At 42.2% G+C, this 16,659-nt stretch carries 19 protein-coding genes; 7 read left to right on the forward strand and 12 right to left on the reverse strand.

What is annotated here, in order from left to right; genetic code table 11:
• Positions 1-26: 26 nt before the first annotated feature.
• The 3 genes from EW142_RS13980 to EW142_RS13990 all read right to left on the reverse strand — a co-directional run bounded on the left by EW142_RS13980 (position 27) and on the right by EW142_RS13990 (position 2,556).
• On the reverse strand, positions 27-506 hold the full coding sequence (locus EW142_RS13980; RefSeq protein ID WP_130614852.1) for a c-type cytochrome: 480 nt from the start codon (positions 504-506) through the stop codon (positions 27-29).
• A 65-nt stretch (positions 507-571) separates the two neighbouring features.
• Positions 572-1,540, reverse strand: coding sequence for a YheT family hydrolase (locus tag EW142_RS13985; RefSeq protein WP_130614854.1), 969 nt, complete (start codon positions 1,538-1,540; stop codon positions 572-574).
• Positions 1,540-2,556 carry a bestrophin family protein gene (locus EW142_RS13990; RefSeq protein WP_130614856.1) on the reverse strand — a complete coding sequence of 339 codons (1,017 nt, stop codon included), beginning with the start codon at positions 2,554-2,556 and terminating at the stop codon, positions 1,540-1,542. The genes EW142_RS13985 and EW142_RS13990 overlap by 1 nt, the downstream gene beginning before the upstream one ends.
• An 83-nt stretch (positions 2,557-2,639) precedes the next feature.
• On the opposite strand from EW142_RS13990, the gene EW142_RS13995 reads away from it, so the two are divergent.
• Positions 2,640-2,918, forward strand: coding sequence for a UBP-type zinc finger domain-containing protein (locus tag EW142_RS13995; protein WP_130614857.1), 279 nt, complete (start codon positions 2,640-2,642; stop codon positions 2,916-2,918).
• A 19-nt stretch (positions 2,919-2,937) separates the two neighbouring features.
• Here the strand turns inward: EW142_RS13995 and EW142_RS14000 are convergent, their stop codons facing one another.
• A complete protein-coding gene (locus EW142_RS14000; RefSeq protein ID WP_130614859.1) occupies positions 2,938-3,915 on the reverse strand; it encodes an NAD(P)H-dependent flavin oxidoreductase in 978 nt (325 codons plus the stop codon).
• A 116-nt stretch (positions 3,916-4,031) separates the two neighbouring features.
• On the opposite strand from EW142_RS14000, the gene EW142_RS14005 reads away from it, so the two are divergent.
• Positions 4,032-4,505, forward strand: coding sequence for an acyl-CoA thioesterase (locus EW142_RS14005; protein ID WP_130614861.1), 474 nt, complete (start codon positions 4,032-4,034; stop codon positions 4,503-4,505).
• On the opposite strand, the gene EW142_RS14010 is transcribed toward EW142_RS14005, so the two are convergent.
• From EW142_RS14010 to EW142_RS14040, 7 genes are all read right to left on the reverse strand, one after another.
• On the reverse strand, positions 4,493-5,377 hold the full coding sequence (locus EW142_RS14010; protein WP_130614863.1) for a sulfate/molybdate ABC transporter ATP-binding protein: 885 nt from the start codon (positions 5,375-5,377) through the stop codon (positions 4,493-4,495). The genes EW142_RS14005 and EW142_RS14010 overlap by 13 nt on opposite strands.
• A complete protein-coding gene (gene modB, locus EW142_RS14015) occupies positions 5,374-6,045 on the reverse strand; it encodes a molybdate ABC transporter permease subunit (RefSeq protein WP_130614865.1) in 672 nt (223 codons plus the stop codon). Before modB ends, EW142_RS14010 begins: the two co-directional genes overlap by 4 nt.
• An 84-nt stretch (positions 6,046-6,129) precedes the next feature.
• Complete coding sequence (gene modA, locus EW142_RS14020; RefSeq protein ID WP_130614866.1) at positions 6,130-6,891, reverse strand: molybdate ABC transporter substrate-binding protein; 762 nt, start codon at positions 6,889-6,891, stop codon at positions 6,130-6,132.
• A 48-nt stretch (positions 6,892-6,939) separates the two neighbouring features.
• Positions 6,940-7,833, reverse strand: coding sequence for a DMT family transporter (locus EW142_RS14025; RefSeq protein WP_130614868.1), 894 nt, complete (start codon positions 7,831-7,833; stop codon positions 6,940-6,942).
• On the reverse strand, positions 7,833-8,183 hold the full coding sequence (locus tag EW142_RS14030) for an arsenate reductase family protein (protein WP_130614870.1): 351 nt from the start codon (positions 8,181-8,183) through the stop codon (positions 7,833-7,835). Before EW142_RS14030 ends, EW142_RS14025 begins: the two co-directional genes overlap by 1 nt.
• A 50-nt stretch (positions 8,184-8,233) precedes the next feature.
• Positions 8,234-8,926, reverse strand: coding sequence for an aspartate/glutamate racemase family protein (locus tag EW142_RS14035; RefSeq protein WP_130614872.1), 693 nt, complete (start codon positions 8,924-8,926; stop codon positions 8,234-8,236).
• 205 nt (positions 8,927-9,131) lie between these two features.
• Complete coding sequence (locus EW142_RS14040) at positions 9,132-9,434, reverse strand: ArsR/SmtB family transcription factor (RefSeq protein ID WP_130614873.1); 303 nt, start codon at positions 9,432-9,434, stop codon at positions 9,132-9,134.
• A gap of 56 nt (positions 9,435-9,490) precedes the next feature.
• Between EW142_RS14040 and EW142_RS14045 the strand changes: the two genes are divergently transcribed.
• On the forward strand, positions 9,491-9,961 hold the full coding sequence (locus EW142_RS14045) for a DinB family protein (protein ID WP_130614875.1): 471 nt from the start codon (positions 9,491-9,493) through the stop codon (positions 9,959-9,961).
• Here the strand turns inward: EW142_RS14045 and EW142_RS14050 are convergent.
• Positions 9,955-10,698 carry a DUF3298 and DUF4163 domain-containing protein gene (locus EW142_RS14050; RefSeq protein ID WP_130614877.1) on the reverse strand — a complete coding sequence of 248 codons (744 nt, stop codon included), beginning with the start codon at positions 10,696-10,698 and terminating at the stop codon, positions 9,955-9,957. The two genes, EW142_RS14045 and EW142_RS14050, sit on opposite strands and share 7 nt — an antisense overlap.
• Positions 10,699-10,785: 87 nt before the next feature.
• On the opposite strand from EW142_RS14050, the gene EW142_RS14055 reads away from it, so the two are divergent.
• From EW142_RS14055 to EW142_RS14070, 4 genes are all read left to right on the forward strand, one after another.
• Positions 10,786-11,940, forward strand: a complete 1,155-nt coding sequence (locus EW142_RS14055; protein ID WP_130614879.1) for a cystathionine gamma-synthase — start codon at positions 10,786-10,788, stop codon at positions 11,938-11,940.
• Between the two features lie 130 nt (positions 11,941-12,070).
• Complete coding sequence (gene gdhA / locus EW142_RS14060; protein WP_130614881.1) at positions 12,071-13,414, forward strand: NADP-specific glutamate dehydrogenase; 1,344 nt, start codon at positions 12,071-12,073, stop codon at positions 13,412-13,414.
• A gap of 87 nt (positions 13,415-13,501) precedes the next feature.
• On the forward strand, positions 13,502-14,221 hold the full coding sequence (recO, locus tag EW142_RS14065; protein ID WP_130614883.1) for a DNA repair protein RecO: 720 nt from the start codon (positions 13,502-13,504) through the stop codon (positions 14,219-14,221).
• Positions 14,205-16,637: a TonB-dependent receptor gene (locus tag EW142_RS14070; protein WP_130614884.1), complete on the forward strand. Its 2,433-nt coding sequence runs from the start codon at positions 14,205-14,207 to the stop codon at positions 16,635-16,637. The genes recO and EW142_RS14070 overlap by 17 nt, the downstream gene beginning before the upstream one ends.
• The last annotated feature ends 22 nt before the right edge of the window (positions 16,638-16,659 follow it).

Raw genomic sequence — 16,659 nt, forward strand, 5'->3', positions numbered from 1 at the left:
AAGATATTATCCTTGGTTTTGAGAGCTTAAAGTGTTCGAAGATACTCCGCCAAGTCCCGGGCCTCCTCTTCCGTAAGGTTTTGGTTGAGCATGATGGCGTTGTTGTACTCTTTCAATAAAGCCTTGGCAATGGGGTCTTCGCGAAGCATGCCATCGGGATTTAAGATCATGTTCATTACCCATTCTGGACTGCGACGCTCGTATACACCTTTCATGGCAGGTCCGATCATACGCTGGTCGACCATGTGACACGCTACACAAATGGCATTGAACTGGGCCTCGCCCCTTGCCGCCATTTCAGTATCGATTTCTTCACCGAACTCTAGGTTTTCGATCGGTCCAATTCCTTTGTTCTCCAAATCAACCGGAACACCTTCACTTACCTCTGTTTTCTTCTCTTCGGTTTTGGTGCGACTTACTTCGAAGCCATCTTTCTTCTCTTCTTTTTTTCCGCCACAGCTCAAAATAAAAGCCCCGAGGCACAACAATAGGAATACTTGTTTCATAATTCAGGTTTCAGTTGAATGTTTTTGACTAAAGGAACCACTAATATAGAAAATTGGTGGTTAAGTTAGATCTGGCCCATCTCCCTAAGGAATTCTATAGCCCTTTTCTCGGTATAGGAGATGTTATCCTTGTCCCAGAAGCCCACATGCCCTCCAAAACTCGGCACCTCCAGAAAGAGATTTTTGTTTTTGTCAGCTTCTGCGTAGGGATAGCATGCATTTCCCAAGAAAGAATCATCACTTGCATTAATTAATAGCACCGGGATATTTACTTCACGAAGAAATTGTAGGGAGCTACATTGGGCATAGTAATCGAAGGCATCCCGAAAATTATGCGCCCTACTGGTATAGATATCATCAAAATCCTTCAGCGTAATAATCGCTTTAATATCTGAATCAGGAATCAAATCGGGAAACATTTTTTGTTTTTGGCGTAGTTTGGCAATCAAGTGTTTTTTAAAACGCTTGGCATACAAAACGTTTTTTGCTGTAAGCAATTGATCACATGAATCGCGCAAGCTGCACGGCACGGAAACGGCGATAGCTCCCTTGATTTTTTCAGAAACCTCGTTGCTTTCCCCTAAATATTTGAGCAAGAGATTGCCACCTAGACTAAATCCTTTTAGGTAAATGGCATCATAGTCTTTTTGTTTCAGAATGTGATGGATAACCTCTTGTAAATCTTCTGTCGCCCCAGAATGATAAGAACGGTAGCTCAGGTTAGGTTCCCCGCTGCAGCCTCTGTAATTTACCGCACAGGCATCAAAGCCATAGGTATTGAAAATTTTGGCGCTTCCGGTAATGTAAGGGCGCTGGGCATTTCCTTCAAGCCCATGCAGTAAGATGACAAGCCCTTTTTTTGGAGTTTGGGAAAAGCTCCAGTCAACGTCCAAAAAGTCTCCGTCCGATAGCGTAATCCGTTCCCTATGTTGGGTTACTCCTTCCACCTTACGCATTACACCTGCATAGATGGTTGAGAAATGGCCATTTCTAAACAAAAGGGATGGGCGGTACTTTGATGTTACCAGCGGCATTAATACAAAATATTGTCTTTGGGTTTTATGGCTTCCGGAAGTTCTTGCTCATCAAGCATGTCCCTTAAATCAATTTCGATGGTTCGGCAAAGCGCGGTCATTGGCACGTCGTTGATTCTGCCCTCAAAAGGGTCTTCGCTATTGTCTCCAACACTTTCCATGGTGTTGAAAATCCATGAGATGAGTACAGAGAAAGGAATTTGCAGAAAAATCAACCAATCCATACCATCAACGCCAAAGTTCTGGTTGTGATCTTCAAATATGTTGAGCAAACCGAATGGAATCAAAAGCACAAAAATCCATGTGAACACCCTTGAGAAATAGGCATATTGCCTGGGAAAAGGTGTGTTTTTTATACGTTCGCACTTCCCCTGAAGATTATAGAACTCTTCCAAAACTCGCTGTAGTTGTAGTTCCTGAAATTCAGTTATTGTTCCCTCTTCCCTGAGCTTGGCAACATCAAGAGCTTGGTTTTTTACCAAATGTGTAGCAGGATTCACCCGTTTTTTCAGGTCGCTGAATTCACGCATGCTCACAAAATTATAGGCCTCATTGCATGAGATATTTCGTTCCCCATGCTTATCAAAAACTTTTTCTATCGATTTGTTTTCCTTAATACTCCAAGATCTGGGTTGTCGCAATTGAACGCGCAGGGCATTCAACCAAGCCACATGGCGAAGTATCAACTGTTCACGCATTTTTTTGCTCTCCTCGTCATTATCCGACCTAACAAATGACAAAACGCGTATACCCCAGGTTCTGCTATAATTGACAATTCCTCCCCATATTTTTCTTCCTTCCCAAAAGCGATCATAGCTTTGGCTATTTTTAAAACCTATGTAAAATGAAACGGCAATACCGATTACCGTAAGGGGTTGCCAGGGTAGATCGATAAATGTCCATCCTAGGCCGTAATAAATCCCAAAAATGGTGAGAGCATAAAGCGTAAAGAAAATTAGGTTTTTCCAGGCATATTTAAGAATAAGGCCCCATCCAATATTTCGTTTGATGTACATAGCAAAGGATTACTTTCTAAAAATAGGCAAATCCTTTAAATTTTGTTCTTAGCTTTAGGATTGACACATAATTTTAAACAAGAATGGAATTAAGAGGAAAGAAATGCGAACATCTTGAAGCTATAACGGATGTAAAAAAAGCAAAGGCATATGAGTGTGAGGAATGTGTGAAAAGGGGTGACAAATGGGTTCATTTAAGAACCTGTCAAGATTGCGGAATAACACTATGCTGTGATAGTTCTCCCAATAAACATGCAAGCAAACATGCTGCTTCTCATGATCATGCGGTTATAAGTTCTGCCGAGCCCAATGAAAATTGGTTGTGGTGCTACGTCCATAAGGCCATTGCCAAATACGAATGACGCAATCAATGGTAAGATTTTATCCTTTAGGATATATATCAAGCAGCTTTGCCTGAGCCTCGACGGCTTCTTTAAACTCTTCTTTAAGAGAAGTGACCAAGGCTGATACAGGAAGCACATTTTCGATGGTGGTCACCCCTTGACCAGCTGACCAAATCGTCTTCCATGCCTTGGCTTCGGTGTCCAATTCCTTTCCAAAATCGATTTTCCGGTCCTTTTTCAAATCTTCCTCGGAGATTCCGGCAGCTTTTAAGCTTGCTGCCAAAAAATTGGCGTGTACCCCAGATATGGCCGCAGTATATACCACATCACTTGCCCCGGATTCAATAATCATCTTTCGATATTCCTCTGGTGCCTTGCTTTCCTCAGCGTTGATAAAACGGGTGCCCATATAGGCCAGGTCAGCACCCATTTGCATGGCAGAGGCAATGTCCCTACCAGTGCTTATGCAGCCTGATAGCAAAATAGTTTTGTCGAAGAATTTTTTGACTTCAGCTACTAAACTCATCGGATTGATGCTACCCGCATGTCCTCCAGCTCCGGCAGCGACCAAAATCAAACCATCCACACCGGCTTCGGCAGCTTTTTGGGCATGCCTTTTCTTGATAACATCATGAAAAACAAGGCCGCCATAACTGTGTACCGCATCCACAAGTTGGCTTACTGCACCCAGGGAAGTAATAATAAGGGGAACCTGATGTTTGATGCAAAGCTTGAGGTCTGCCTCTAACCTAGGATTCGTTGGGTGTACGATGAGATTCACCCCAAACGGAGCAGGCTTGTTTCCAGTTTCTGCCTCGTATTCCTGTAATTCTTTTTTTATTTGGATGAGCCATTCTTCGAAACCCTCACTGGTTCTTTGGTTCAATGCCGGGAACGTCCCTACGATGCCATTTTTACAGCACTCAATGACCAAGCGGGGGCCAGAAATAAGGAACATGGGTGCAGCAACAGCAGGTAAGGAAAGGTCTTTGATGAAATCTGGTTTTTGACTCATGGCTTATGTGTTAAAGTATTTCTAAAAGTAGCCCGAAAATGAATAGGGATGAACTTTGATTTTCAAAACTATGGTAATTTTACAACTATTATGCATGCATAACAAATTAACCAACTATGTTTTTTAAGGAATTTGAAATTCGGTGGAGTGATTTGGACGCCAATCGCCATCTGGCCAATTCGGCTTACATTAATTTTATGAGTCATACGCGTATGGCGTATTTGGGTCTCTTGGGATTTAACCAAAAGACTATGGGGCAATTTAATATTGGCCCCGTTGTTTTTTACGAGCATATGTATTACTTCAAAGAAGTTTTTCCCGGAAAGCCGGTGAAGGTGTCTTTGGGCTTTAAAGGGATGAGTGAAGATGGAATGTTCTTCGAGTTCCAACATGATTTTTATGACAGTGAGGGAAAGAACTTTGCCCGGTGTGAAATGATGGGCGCTTGGATGGACCTAAAGGAGCGTAAACTCATTCCGTTGCCCCAGCAGTTTTTGGATGCATTCCACAAGATGGAAAAAACCGAAAATTTTCATACCATCACAAAAGCGGATACCCGAAAATTTTCCAAAGTACCTCAAAATCTATAGTTGGGTCCTTTGTATATTTTCGGACGGAAGTCGTTTGTGGCGATAACAATATGATCACCTACCTTTAGGTTCTCAGCCTCTTTTTTGGAACAAAGAATCCGAACCTCGTTGTGCTGGACCCATAGCTTCAATTCAACCTGGGATTCTTTTGGTTCGATGGACAAAATTTCGCCTGAAACACTAAAGTTTTCCTGAATTTTTGGATTGGAAAAAAGCTCTTGCGGAGTGCCAGAGCGAATAAGTTCGCCCTGCTTCATTTCAAAAACCCAATCGGACAGTTTTGAGATTTCTTCAAGGTCGTGGCTTACCAGAATGGTGGTCAATCTGTATTCCTGATGTACTTGCAATAGGTACTTCTGAAGTTTTTTCCGGATTTCAACGTCCAAGGCTGAAAGTGGCTCATCGAGTAAAAGAATTTTGGGCTGTTGTGCCAAGGCCCTTGCTAGGGCTACCCGCTGTTGTTGACCTCCTGAGAGGGTCCTTGGCTTCTGGTTTTTGAGATTTCCCAACTCCATAAGCTCCAATAGATGCTCTACATGATTCCCATTTTTACGCCCGGCTGCAAAATTCAGATTTTCAATTACCGTCATATGGGGAAAGAGGGCGTAATCCTGAAAAACAAAACCAATATTCCGTGCTTGTGGCTTGACGTTGATGTTTTGGTTGGAATCGAACCAGTTTTTTTGATTCACCACAATCTGGCCTGTGTCCGGTTTCAAAAGACCGGCCAAAATACGAAGGGTAGAGGTTTTTCCTGCTCCTGATTCGCCATATAGGGTAACAAGTTGTCCTTGCTCAACCTTGATGTCCAAATCAAGTAGCATTGAACCGCCAGCGGCATTAAGTTTCTTTTGGGCTACAATAGATATCATTTCCAAAAGCGTTTTACGTAACCGCCGTTCACCAAATACACCAGCAACAGAATACAAAAGGTAATGACGAAAAGCACCCCTGAGTAAAAATTGGCGGCGCCATAATTCAAGGCTTCCACTTCTTCATATATGGCTATGGAGGCAACCTTGGTTTCACCGGGAATGCTTCCCCCTATCATAAGGACAACCCCAAATTCCCCGACCGTGTGGGCAAAGGCCAGAACAATTCCGGTCAACAACGAAGGTTTAATGTTTGGCAATATAACCTTGGAAAGGGTCTCATACTTTGATTTACCCATTAGGTAGGAAGCTTCCCGTAAAGATTCGGGGAGACTTGCCAAACCGGATTGTATGGGATGTACCATAAAGGGGAGGCTATAAATTATTGAGGCAATGACCAATCCTGTAAACGAAAAGACCAATTTTAGTCCTAGCCATTCATTCAACCAGCTCCCAAAAGTATTCCCCGGGCTGAAAGCAATCAGAAAATAGAAGCCAAGCACTGTTGGCGGCAAAACTAGGGGCATGCTTACCAAGGCTTCCACCACAGGTTTGCTTCGGGATCTGGTATTTGAGAGCCATAGGGCAATAGGCAGTGATAGTCCAAAGAGGACAATCGTGGTGACCAAAGCCAGTTTAAAGGTTAGAACCAAAGGGTCCCAGTTCATAGGCAACAAGATTGTTTCAGATCACAATTTAGCTATTTTGCCGACGCTCTATCATCCTTTTTTGAAAGAGTTTACGGGCTGGTATTATAAGATGTCGTAGCCATGAGCATGAAGAATATTTTGGGCCTCTTTTGAATATAGATAATCAAAGAACTTTTGTGCCACTAAAATTTTGCCCCTCTGTTTTAAAATTACAGCTCCTTGCGCTATGGGGGTATAGCTGGATTCATTCACTTCAATCCAATGCCCTTTTCCCCTTATTTGGGGAGAAATGACCACGGATTTAGAGGTAAATCCCATTTCTGCAGATTTGGATATCACAAATTGATTGGCTTGGGCAATACTCTCAGCAAACACTAATTTGGACTCCACTTCATTTAGAATCTCAAAACCCTCTAAAACCTCCATGGCTGCTTTGCCATAGGGGGCAATGTTCGGATTGGCGATAGCAATATGCGAAACCATGTCTGTTTGCAAAAGCTGAAGCGAAGGCTCTAAATCGTCCACCATGGTCCATAGGACAAGTTTACCGTAGGCGTAAATTTTTGGTTTATTCTTAGTATGACCGGTAGCATATAATTCCTCGGGATATTTCATGTTTGCGGAAAGGAAAATATCAAAGGGAGCGCCTTCTCTTATCTGGGCCGTGAGCTTTCCAGATGATCCCACGACAAGCTCAAAGGGAATTCCAGTTTTTTCAGAAAATGACTGGGCAATTTCGGCACTTGCAAATTGCATATTGGCAGAAACGGCAATGATTAACGTATCGTCTTCTTTGGGTTTTTCCCCGCAGGAAAGCAGAATCCATAGGAAAAGGAAAAAAGAATGTGCTTTAGGTTTTGCCATCTTGAAGGATATACCTCTGTAAAAGTAGTTTATCCGAAGGAAAGGGTATCAAGGATTGGGTTTAGGTTTTTTACTTGCCAAATAAACACCCAGCAAGACCAATATGGTGGCCGATACTTTGACAAAAGTTAATTGGTCCTTTCCGGAAAACAGCGCGAATAGAATGCCTAAAAGGGGCTGCAGGTACACAAAGGCACCCACGGTAGAAGCCTTTAGCTGGGTGAGTGCAAAAACGTTGAACAAATAGGTCATAAAAGTTGTACCGATGACCACAAAAAGAATTGACCCATAAGCCCATAACGGAATGGTAGACCACTGAATTTCCATGAACTCAGGCAGGGTAATTGGAAAATTTATGACAAGGGCCAAGGTAAAAAGCCATTTCATCAAGGTAAATGGATGGTACTTTTCAATCAGCGTTTTGGCCACAATGAGGTATGCTCCATAGGAAGTGGCATTCACAACGAACAAAAAGTTACCCAAGGGAATATTTGGGGCATCACTCCGCATTTCGGCGCCGAAAAGAATCAAGGCAACAGCACCAACAAACCCCAGAAATACCCCTAGTCCCTTATTGGTCGTTATTCTTTCCTTTAGGAAAATTGCCGAAAGTATCACCACAATAATGGGGGTGATGGTGACCAAAACAGCACTGTTGATTGGGGTTGAGAGTTGAAGGCCTTTAAAAAAGGCCAACATATTAATGACCATTCCCAAAATGGCGCAAACCAATACCCTGGGCCAGTCCCTTTTTTCAATTTTCTCCCTTGGTCCCAAGGGTGAAATGAGCCAAAAGAGGGCAGCAGCACCTGCCACCCGTAGCATGATAAATCCAAAAGGTTGAACATAGGTAGGCATCACCCCTTTGGCTATGGTATGGTTAATACCATAGATGGTCGTGGCACCAATCGCCGCCAATATGGCCAAGGTACGCTTGCTCATCAATGCAATGCCGCATTTGCTTGTTGGACCACTTTTTTGGAGTTGCCGATAAAAATCTGCCCGTTAACTAGGGCAACAGGTCTTTTCAAAAACGTATAATGTTCCAAGATGAGGTTTTTATAGTCATCTTCGGAAAGGCCTTGTTCATGAAGTCCTCGCTGCCTAAAGAGCATCGCCCTTCTACTGAAAAGCGCTTCATAGCTTCCTGCCAGATTTTTCATTTCTTCCAACTGTTTTTCAGAAATGGATTCTGATTTTATTTCCTGAAGCTCCACCCCATCCAAAGGCTCAAGCTCTTTTAGAATACGTTGGCAGGTGGAACAAGTTCCCAAATGATATATTTTTTTCATAGGCTCAAATTTATAAGGCTACAAAGGAACTTAAAATTGTACATTTTAAATCAAGAAAGTGCAAATTCCACTGCTTTTTGGGCATGTATTTTTGTGGTATCAAAGGTAGGAAGGTCCACCTCCTCATCGGGAATGAGGATAGGAAGTTCGGTACATCCCAGGATAACTCCTTCAATCCCATGCTTTTTCAACTTTTCAATGATACCCAAACATGTTTTCTTGGCTTCCTCGGTGAAAACACCTTTTACCAACTCATTATAAATAATGGCTTGGAGTGTTTTGCGGTCATTACTCTCGGGAACCAATACCTCCAAGTCAAATTGATCTTCAAGAATTTTGGTATAGAAATCTTTTTCCATAGTGAATTGTGTGCCCAGTAAGGCCACTTTCTTAAGCCCTGCTGCTGAAATGGCCGCACCGGTTGCTTCGGCAATGTGCAAAAATGGAATGCGAGTGGCGTTTGTAATATGGTCGCTTACCAAGTGTATGGTATTAGTGCATAGAAGGATGAGGTCAGACCCTGCTTTTTCCAATCGTTGGGCTTGAGAGGCCATTTCTTGGCCAATTTTTCCCCAATCGTCGGAAAATGACCATTTTTCAATTTGCTCAAAATCTACAGAGCTCATAACACTTTTGGCAGAATGGGAACCGCCGAGTTGTTCACGGACCATTTCGTTAACGTGTTGGTAGTAGATTTTGGAGGATTCCCAACTCATTCCTCCTATCATTCCAATTGTTTTCATGCTGCTGTTTTTTGATGTTATTATTTTATTTTGGAAAGGTCTTCCGCTCCCTCAATAATGAAATTCCTTAGGAATTGTAAGAGAGGTTCAAAAGTCTTTGTGCCTTTTTTGGAAGTTGTTTGGAGATGGTCATGATGACAAACACAATTTTCCATGGTGATTAAATTTATATTTCGCTAAATATCGATATGTTCTCAAAAATTTTTTAAAGTTCATCTTTTAAGCTATCCACATAAGCTTGAATGACTTCTTCGTTTCTTCTATAATACGTCCATTTTCCATGTCGCGTGGGAATAACCAAATCGGCACTTTGCATGGAATTCAGGTAGGTAGAGATTGTCGACTGCGACAACCCTGTCTTGTCTTGGATAAAACCAACACAGACACCATCATCAAAATGGTCAATATCCTGATGGGGCGGAAAATTATCTTCTGGACTTTTCAACCATTTCAGGATATTTACCCTAGTTTTATTCGACAAAATTTTACTGATTTCAACAATGTCCATGGGACAAATATATATAAATATTTACATATCTAAAAATATAGATATATTAATTTTGAATGGAAAAACAGTTTGATATTCTTTTAAAGAACAGGACCATACTGAGGTATTATCTCCAAAACCTTACTAAAGATGAACTATTTAGGATACCAAAAGGCTTCAATAACAATATCTGGTGGAACATTGCCCATGTTGTGGTGACCACCCAGGTATTGACTTATGGTTTTAGCGGTCTTGACTACATAATGGAAGAGGAGCTGGTTGAGAAATATCGAAAGGGTACTTCTCCCGAAGGAGAGCCTTCCCTTGACGAGGTTAAAAGAATAGAGGATGGTCTTTTCAGCACATTACAAACCATGGAAACCGACTATCAGGAAGGAAAGTTTTCAGGGTTTAAAGAATATTTAACCTCCCCAAAAGTTTTGTTGCGAACTGTGGAAGACGCTATTTCCTTTTCCGTTTTTCACGATGGTCTGCATTTGGGAACAATCCTTGCGCTTCGAAAAGCCATAGCGCAGGAAAATCACTGAACCACTTTACGCTTTAGATATTTGTTGGCCTCCGCATAGGGAATGGTTAGGGTTATAGGTCCGTCTGCATACGAGGCCACTTCGTATTGATTATAGATCAATTCCAATCCCGATGCGGTATAACCCAGATTTTGTGGCAAATGGAAAGAATCCCCTTCAAACATGAATCCGGTTGTGTTGATGCCTGAATCCTGCGGAATTTTCTCTTGGATTCGAAATTTGGTTTCGGCGTATTTCGTGAAGTTTTCTTTGTCATCAAATAGCTCCCAAGCCTCCAATTCTTCTGCTTTAAGTTTATCAAAATTTAGAAATCCTGTTGAGCTATACCCATGGGCTCCCCCGGTAAAGGTATAGGCGTCCATTTTGATGGTCAGGGTTTTGGCATCCTCGTATATCACTTCGGCGATAAGCTTGGCCTCCCAGCCAATGGATTCGTCAGGAAATCTGGCTTTCAGGTCTTTATAGCTGTTGGAAAATGAACGTATTGCCTTTTGTATTGAGTTGATATCTTCGCTTTCCTCAAAGGAAAGGATAGCGATCACCTCCTCATGGAGTGCCAGGTTAATGGTCTCGGCCAATGGGTTTTCATCCAGCGCATTCGGAAGACGGACTTCCACTTTTGGGCAGCCTTCACAAGAATCTCCTTCAAATAAAAAAGGCTCGAAAGTAAGGTTGTTGCCATTTTCACAACCAAGGAGCAGCAAAAGAAAAGTAAAAAACGGAATGGGGTTTTTCATCGAGTAAGGGTTTAGGGTGACCCAAAAATAAAACTTCGTTGATTACTCCAAAAGATAACGATACATTTGTACGCATATTTGAATGAAATGAGCACAAAAAACCTAAAATTCAATAGTAAAACCATTCATGGAGGACAAGAACCCGACAAAGCATATGGTTCTGTAATGCCTCCCATTTATCAAACATCCACTTATGCCCAGACCACACCAGGAGGGCATAAAGGATACGAATATTCACGAAGTGCCAATCCTACTCGAACCGCCTTGGAAAATTCTTTGGCAAGCATTGAAAATGGGAACTATGGCCTTGCTTTTGCCAGTGGCCTATCGGCGATTGATGCTGTCATAAAATTGTTGAGTCCAGGGGATGAAGTGGTTTCTACCAATGACCTATATGGGGGTAGCTACCGCTTGTTCAAACAGGTTTTCGAAAAGTATGGGATTAAATTCCATTTTATTGGCATGCAAGAGGTAGATGTTATTGAAGCCCATATCAACGAAAAAACCAAGCTTCTTTGGGTAGAGACGCCAACCAATCCCATGATGAATGTTATTGATATCCCAGCTGCTGCCGATTTGGCCAAAAAACACAATCTATTGTTAGCAGTAGACAATACCTTCGCCACCCCTTATTTGCAAAGACCTTTGGACCTTGGAGCAGACATCGTGATGCATTCTGCCACAAAATACTTGGGTGGCCATAGCGATGTTGTTGTGGGTGCTTTGGTGGTTAAGGATAAGGAATTGGCAGACCAATTATACTTTCTTCAAAACGCGAGTGGTGCCGTATGTGGCCCTATGGACAGTTTTTTGACCCTTCGTGGAATCAAAACTTTACATGTTCGTATGCAACGCCATTGTGAAAATGGGAAAGCAATCGCTGAATATTTGGTAAAGCACCCTAAAATTGAAAAGGTCTATTGGCCTGGATTTGAATCCCATCCCAATCACGATATTGCCAAGGCCCAAATGGATAACTTTGGTGGGATGATTTCTTTTATCCCAAAAGGAAGCAGTTTTGAAGATGCCGTTAAAATTGTGGAAAACCTAAAGGTTTTTACACTGGCCGAATCTTTGGGAGGTGTTGAAAGCTTGGCCGGTCATCCAGCAAGTATGACCCATGCCAGTATTCCAAAAGAGGAGCGTGAAAAGAGTGGGGTTGTCGACTCCCTTATCCGCTTAAGTGTGGGGATTGAGGATGTTGATGATTTGATTTCTGACTTAGATCAGGCCATTGGATAAATTCATTTTGCAAAATTTTCAAAAAAGAGACTTTAAATTGTCTAAATAGCATAATTTTGCCCCCAAATTCCTAATTCGATAAAAACGGCCTCTTTATCGGGGTGCCCATTAACAATTTACCAATCCTCTTATGGAAGCAAAAATCAAAGCATTTATGGATGAGGTGAAGACCCGAAACGGTCATGAGCCAGAATTCATTCAAGCGGTTCAGGAAGTGGCTGAAACCGTCATACCCTATATTGTAAAACACGACATCTACCATGGAAAGAACATTCTATTGCGAATGGTTGAGCCAGAGCGGCTCATTTCATTTCGTGTCGCCTGGGTCGACGACGATGGGGAAATCCATGTAAATCGGGGGTATCGAATTCAAATGAATTCGGCCATTGGACCGTATAAAGGGGGACTTCGATTTCACCCAACGGTAAACGCCAGTGTTTTGAAGTTTTTGGCCTTCGAGCAAGTTTTTAAGAACAGTTTGACCACCTTACCGATGGGTGGTGGAAAAGGAGGTTCCGATTTTGACCCTAAAGGCAAGTCAGACGATGAGGTAATGCGTTTTTGTCATTCGTTCATGGTGGAATTGTGCCGCCATATTGGACCGAATACGGATGTTCCAGCAGGAGATATCGGAGTAGGCTCTCGTGAAATAGGCTTCTTGTTCGGGATGTACAAAAAAATAAGAAACGAATTTACTGGTGTACTTACTGGAAAAGGGCGTTCATGGGGTGGTTCTCTGATTCGACCGGAAGCCACGGGATACGGGACCGTTTATTTTGCGGATAGCATGTTGCAGACCAAGAACGAGTCCTTCAAAGGAAAATCGGTAGTGATTTCCGGATCTGGAAATGTGGCCCAATATGCAGCTGAAAAAGTGTTGCACTTGGGAGGTAAGGTCTTGACCCTATCCGATTCTGGGGGACACATTTATGATAAAGATGGGATTGATGAGGAGAAATTGGCCTTTGTAATGGATTTAAAAAATAACAAACGGGGAAGGATTTCGGAATACGCGGATAAATATCCATCCGCAGAATTCCATAAAGGAACCCCACCGTGGTATGTGCCCTGTGACATAGCGCTGCCTTGTGCCACCCAAAATGAGTTGGATGGCGATGCTGCAGCGACCTTGATCAAAAATGGCTGTATGGCTGTGGCCGAAGGCGCCAATATGCCATCTACACCAGAAGCGATACATGCGTTTCATGAAGCGAAAATTTTGTTTGCTCCGGGGAAAGCATCCAATGCGGGAGGTGTAGCTACATCAGGTTTGGAAATGTCGCAAAACTCATTGCGTATCAGCTGGACCCGCGAAGAGGTCGATGATCGACTCAAAGGAATTATGGGCGACATTCATGATTCATGTATTGAATATGGTATGGAAGAAAACGGTTATTGCAACTATGTAAAAGGGGCAAACATTGCAGGTTTTGTAAAAGTGGCCGATGCTATGTTGGCACAGGGAGTCATCTAGACCGTATTAATTCATTAATTTAAAGGACAGTTACAAAGCTGTGGTTAATTTTGCCCTGTTTTGTAACTGTTTTCTTTTTAAATGTCCATGCAAGTTTCTACCAAAGCTATTGTACTGTCATCTTTAAAATATGGAGATACCAGCCTCATTGTAAAGATGTTCACCGAGTCCGATGGTCTTAAGTCGTACTTGTTAAAAGGAGTGTTGGCCTCAAAACGGGGAAAACTCAAATCGGCCTATTTTTTGCCATTGATGCAATTGGATATTGTGGCAAGCCACAAAAACAAAGGCACTTTGGAACGTATTCTTGAGGCCAAGGTTTCTGCTCCGTATAAATCGTTGCATACCGATATTGTAAAAAACAGTGTTGTACTTTTTTTGGCGGAAATGTTGGGCAATAGTATTCAAGAGCAGGAAAAGGACAGGGGATTGTACAATTATTTGGAATATAGCTTGTTGTGGCTGGACGAGCACGAGCTCAACCCAAATTTCCATTTGGTTTTCTTATTGAATTTAACCAAATATCTTGGGTTCTATCCTGATACATATTTCCAAAATGCTTCCTACTTTGACCTTCAGGAAGGTAATTTTGTCCAGACCCCAACCATAAACCCTATAATCCGGGGAGAGAGTTTAATGCACTTCAAAAGCATATTGGGCATAAATTTTGATGCATTACAAACGATTAAAATCAATAAGACACAGAGACGAGAGCTCCTTAAAATGGTTATTCTGTATTTTCAGCTACATTTGCACGGATTCAGAAAACCCAAGTCCCTGGAGGTCTTAAATGCAGTTTTTGAATAGTATGCGCAACATCGGAGTTGTACTTGCCTTTTTTCTGACTTCCCTTCCAATTTTTTCGCAGGAAATCACTGTCTTGGATTCGGAAACAGGAACTCCTGTGGTCAACATTGCTGTATATAATCGAGATAAATCCAAAACCATTGTTTCCGACTTTGACGGAAAATGCGACCTAAGTATTTTTTCTAGAAATGAACGGATTACCTTCCGCCATATTAGTTACGAAGTTTATACGTCAACCAAGGCCTTAATAGCAAGAAAAGGGAATCGGGTATACCTAAACCTTCGACCTGAAGAGTTGCAAGAAGTGGTCATGTCCGTTTCAAAATGGGAGCAACAAAAAAAGAACATTCCACAAAAAATTGAGTCCATTGATGCACGGAGTATTGCCTTTTCCAATCCACAAACAGCCGCCGACCTTCTCCAAAATAGTGGCAAAGTGTTTGTCCAAAAAAGCCAACTGGGCGGGGGAAGCCCTTTGATCAGAGGGTTTGCCACAAATCGGTTGTTGCTTTCGGTGGATGGCGTACGAATGAACAATGCCATTTTTAGGGGCGGGAACATTCAGAATGTAATCTCATTGGACCCTTTTACCATTAAGAATACCGAAGTGATTTTCGGCCCTGGCTCGGTTATATATGGAAGTGATGCCATAGGAGGTGTAATGAACTTTTTCACCCAAAAACCACGGTTTTCCTTTACCGATAGTCTTACGATTTCTGGAAATGTAAATTACCGCTTTGCATCTGCAAACAATGAAAACACGGCTCATCTTGACCTTAATTTAGGGCAACAACATTGGGCATCCTACACAAGCTTCACCTACAATAACTTCGGAGATTTGGTGATGGGAAGCCATGGTCCAGACTCTTATTTAAGGAACAATTTTGTGGTTCGCAGAAATGGTGTTGATGTACTGGTTGATAACGATGACCCCCAAAAACAGGTCCCATCTGGTTATGATCAAATTAACTTACTGCAAAAGTTTGTCTACCGACCAAATAGTACTTGGAATTACGATTTCGGCTTGTATTACTCCGAAACTTCAGATTATTCCAGATATGATCGACTCATCCGTCCAGATGACTCTGGCGAAGGGCTGCGCTCAGCAGAATGGTTTTATGGTCCCCAAAAGTGGTTTATGGGAAAACTTCAAATCACCAAAAAGGGAAAGAACAAGTTTTACGATGGAGTAAAATTGACTACGGCCTATCAGCGCTTTCAAGAAAGTAGAAACAATAGGGATTTTCAAGACCTCATCAGAAATACCACCCAAGAAAAGGTGGATGCCCTGTCTTTGAATCTTGATTTTGAGAACAAGAAAATTGGAAATCTCAGGTTGTATTATGGGGCAGAGTATTTATTTAATAAAGTACGTTCTGAAGGGAGTTGGCTCAACATAGCAACGAATGAAGTAAATGCTGCACCTTCACGTTACCCCGATGGCTCAACTTGGCAAACTTTCGCCGGATACATTAATGGGGAATATCAGTTGAATCCGAATTTTAGCTTGCTTTCGGGCTTGCGATACAGTCAGGTTTGGGTAGATGCCCAATTTGATAACACCTTTTTTCAGTTCCCTTTTGAGGAAGCCGATTTGATCACCGGGGCGCTCACTGGAAGTATCGGTTTCAGTTGGTTTCCGAAGGCAGATTTACAAATTACCATGAATGGCTCCACAGGATTTCGAGCCCCCAACATAGATGATATTGGAAAGGTTTTTGACTCAGAACCTGGTTCCGTAGTTGTTCCCAACCCGGACTTGGAACCTGAGTACGCCTATAACGTAGAACTGGGCGTTCGCAAAAATTTTCATGATAAAGTGGTACTAAAAGGAGCGACTTTTTATACCTATTTGGTCGATGCCCTGGTTCGTAGGGATTTTACTTTTAATGGAGAGAGAGAGATTGTATACAATGGGGAATTGAGCAATGTACAGGCGATTCAAAATGCAGCCAAAGCCTATGTATATGGTTTTGAATTGGGGATGGATGCCTTTTTTACGGACAATTGGTCCTTATCGACCAATTTGACACTGACCGAAGGAACGGAGGAAGATGACAATGGAGAGGATTCCGCAGCGCGGCATGTGGCCCCCACCTTTGCCGATGTGCATTTGATTTGGCAGAACGATAGGCTCAAGGCAGATTTTTTCCTGAACTACAATGGGGAAATCAGTTTTGATGACTTGGCACTTTCTGAAAGAAATAAGCCCTTCATTTATGCATCTGACGCCAATGGAAATCCTTTTTCCCCTTCATGGTATACATTGAATTTCCGTTCGCAATACGAAATATCCAATGCATTAAAAGGCACCTTAAGTATTGAAAATATCACGGACCAACGCTATAGAAGCTATTCTTCGGGAATAGTGGCACCAGGAACTAATTTGATTTTGGGATTGGGCTATAATTTTTAATCAAAAAAGCCCAGATATTTCC

Source organism: Flagellimonas allohymeniacidonis, from assembly GCF_004296335.1.
GTDB classification, from domain to species: Bacteria; Bacteroidota; Bacteroidia; order Flavobacteriales; family Flavobacteriaceae; genus Flagellimonas; species Flagellimonas allohymeniacidonis.

What these genes read in the sequence shown, in the direction of transcription:
- EW142_RS14030 (WP_130614870.1), bottom strand. Translation starts at nt 8,183, where the DNA reads ATGAAAAAAATATATCATTTGGGAACTTGTTCCACCTGCCAACGTATT.
- EW142_RS14000 (WP_130614859.1), bottom strand. Translation starts at nt 3,915, where the DNA reads ATGAGTCAAAAACCAGATTTCATCAAAGACCTTTCCTTACCTGCTGTT.
- EW142_RS14040 (WP_130614873.1), bottom strand. Translation starts at nt 9,434, where the DNA reads ATGGACATTGTTGAAATCAGTAAAATTTTGTCGAATAAAACTAGGGTA.
- gdhA (WP_130614881.1), top strand. Translation starts at nt 12,071, where the DNA reads ATGGAAGCAAAAATCAAAGCATTTATGGATGAGGTGAAGACCCGAAAC.
- EW142_RS13980 (WP_130614852.1), bottom strand. Translation starts at nt 506, where the DNA reads ATGAAACAAGTATTCCTATTGTTGTGCCTCGGGGCTTTTATTTTGAGC.
- recO (WP_130614883.1), top strand. Translation starts at nt 13,502, where the DNA reads ATGCAAGTTTCTACCAAAGCTATTGTACTGTCATCTTTAAAATATGGA.
- EW142_RS14055 (WP_130614879.1), top strand. Translation starts at nt 10,786, where the DNA reads ATGAGCACAAAAAACCTAAAATTCAATAGTAAAACCATTCATGGAGGA.
- modA (WP_130614866.1), bottom strand. Translation starts at nt 6,891, where the DNA reads ATGGCAAAACCTAAAGCACATTCTTTTTTCCTTTTCCTATGGATTCTG.
- EW142_RS14050 (WP_130614877.1), bottom strand. Translation starts at nt 10,698, where the DNA reads ATGAAAAACCCCATTCCGTTTTTTACTTTTCTTTTGCTGCTCCTTGGT.
- EW142_RS14025 (WP_130614868.1), bottom strand. Translation starts at nt 7,833, where the DNA reads ATGAGCAAGCGTACCTTGGCCATATTGGCGGCGATTGGTGCCACGACC.
- EW142_RS14035 (WP_130614872.1), bottom strand. Translation starts at nt 8,926, where the DNA reads ATGAAAACAATTGGAATGATAGGAGGAATGAGTTGGGAATCCTCCAAA.
- EW142_RS13990 (WP_130614856.1), bottom strand. Translation starts at nt 2,556, where the DNA reads ATGTACATCAAACGAAATATTGGATGGGGCCTTATTCTTAAATATGCC.
- EW142_RS14045 (WP_130614875.1), top strand. Translation starts at nt 9,491, where the DNA reads ATGGAAAAACAGTTTGATATTCTTTTAAAGAACAGGACCATACTGAGG.
- modB (WP_130614865.1), bottom strand. Translation starts at nt 6,045, where the DNA reads ATGAACTGGGACCCTTTGGTTCTAACCTTTAAACTGGCTTTGGTCACC.
- EW142_RS13985 (WP_130614854.1), bottom strand. Translation starts at nt 1,540, where the DNA reads ATGCCGCTGGTAACATCAAAGTACCGCCCATCCCTTTTGTTTAGAAAT.
- EW142_RS14070 (WP_130614884.1), top strand. Translation starts at nt 14,205, where the DNA reads ATGCAGTTTTTGAATAGTATGCGCAACATCGGAGTTGTACTTGCCTTT.
- EW142_RS13995 (WP_130614857.1), top strand. Translation starts at nt 2,640, where the DNA reads ATGGAATTAAGAGGAAAGAAATGCGAACATCTTGAAGCTATAACGGAT.
- EW142_RS14005 (WP_130614861.1), top strand. Translation starts at nt 4,032, where the DNA reads ATGTTTTTTAAGGAATTTGAAATTCGGTGGAGTGATTTGGACGCCAAT.
- EW142_RS14010 (WP_130614863.1), bottom strand. Translation starts at nt 5,377, where the DNA reads ATGATATCTATTGTAGCCCAAAAGAAACTTAATGCCGCTGGCGGTTCA.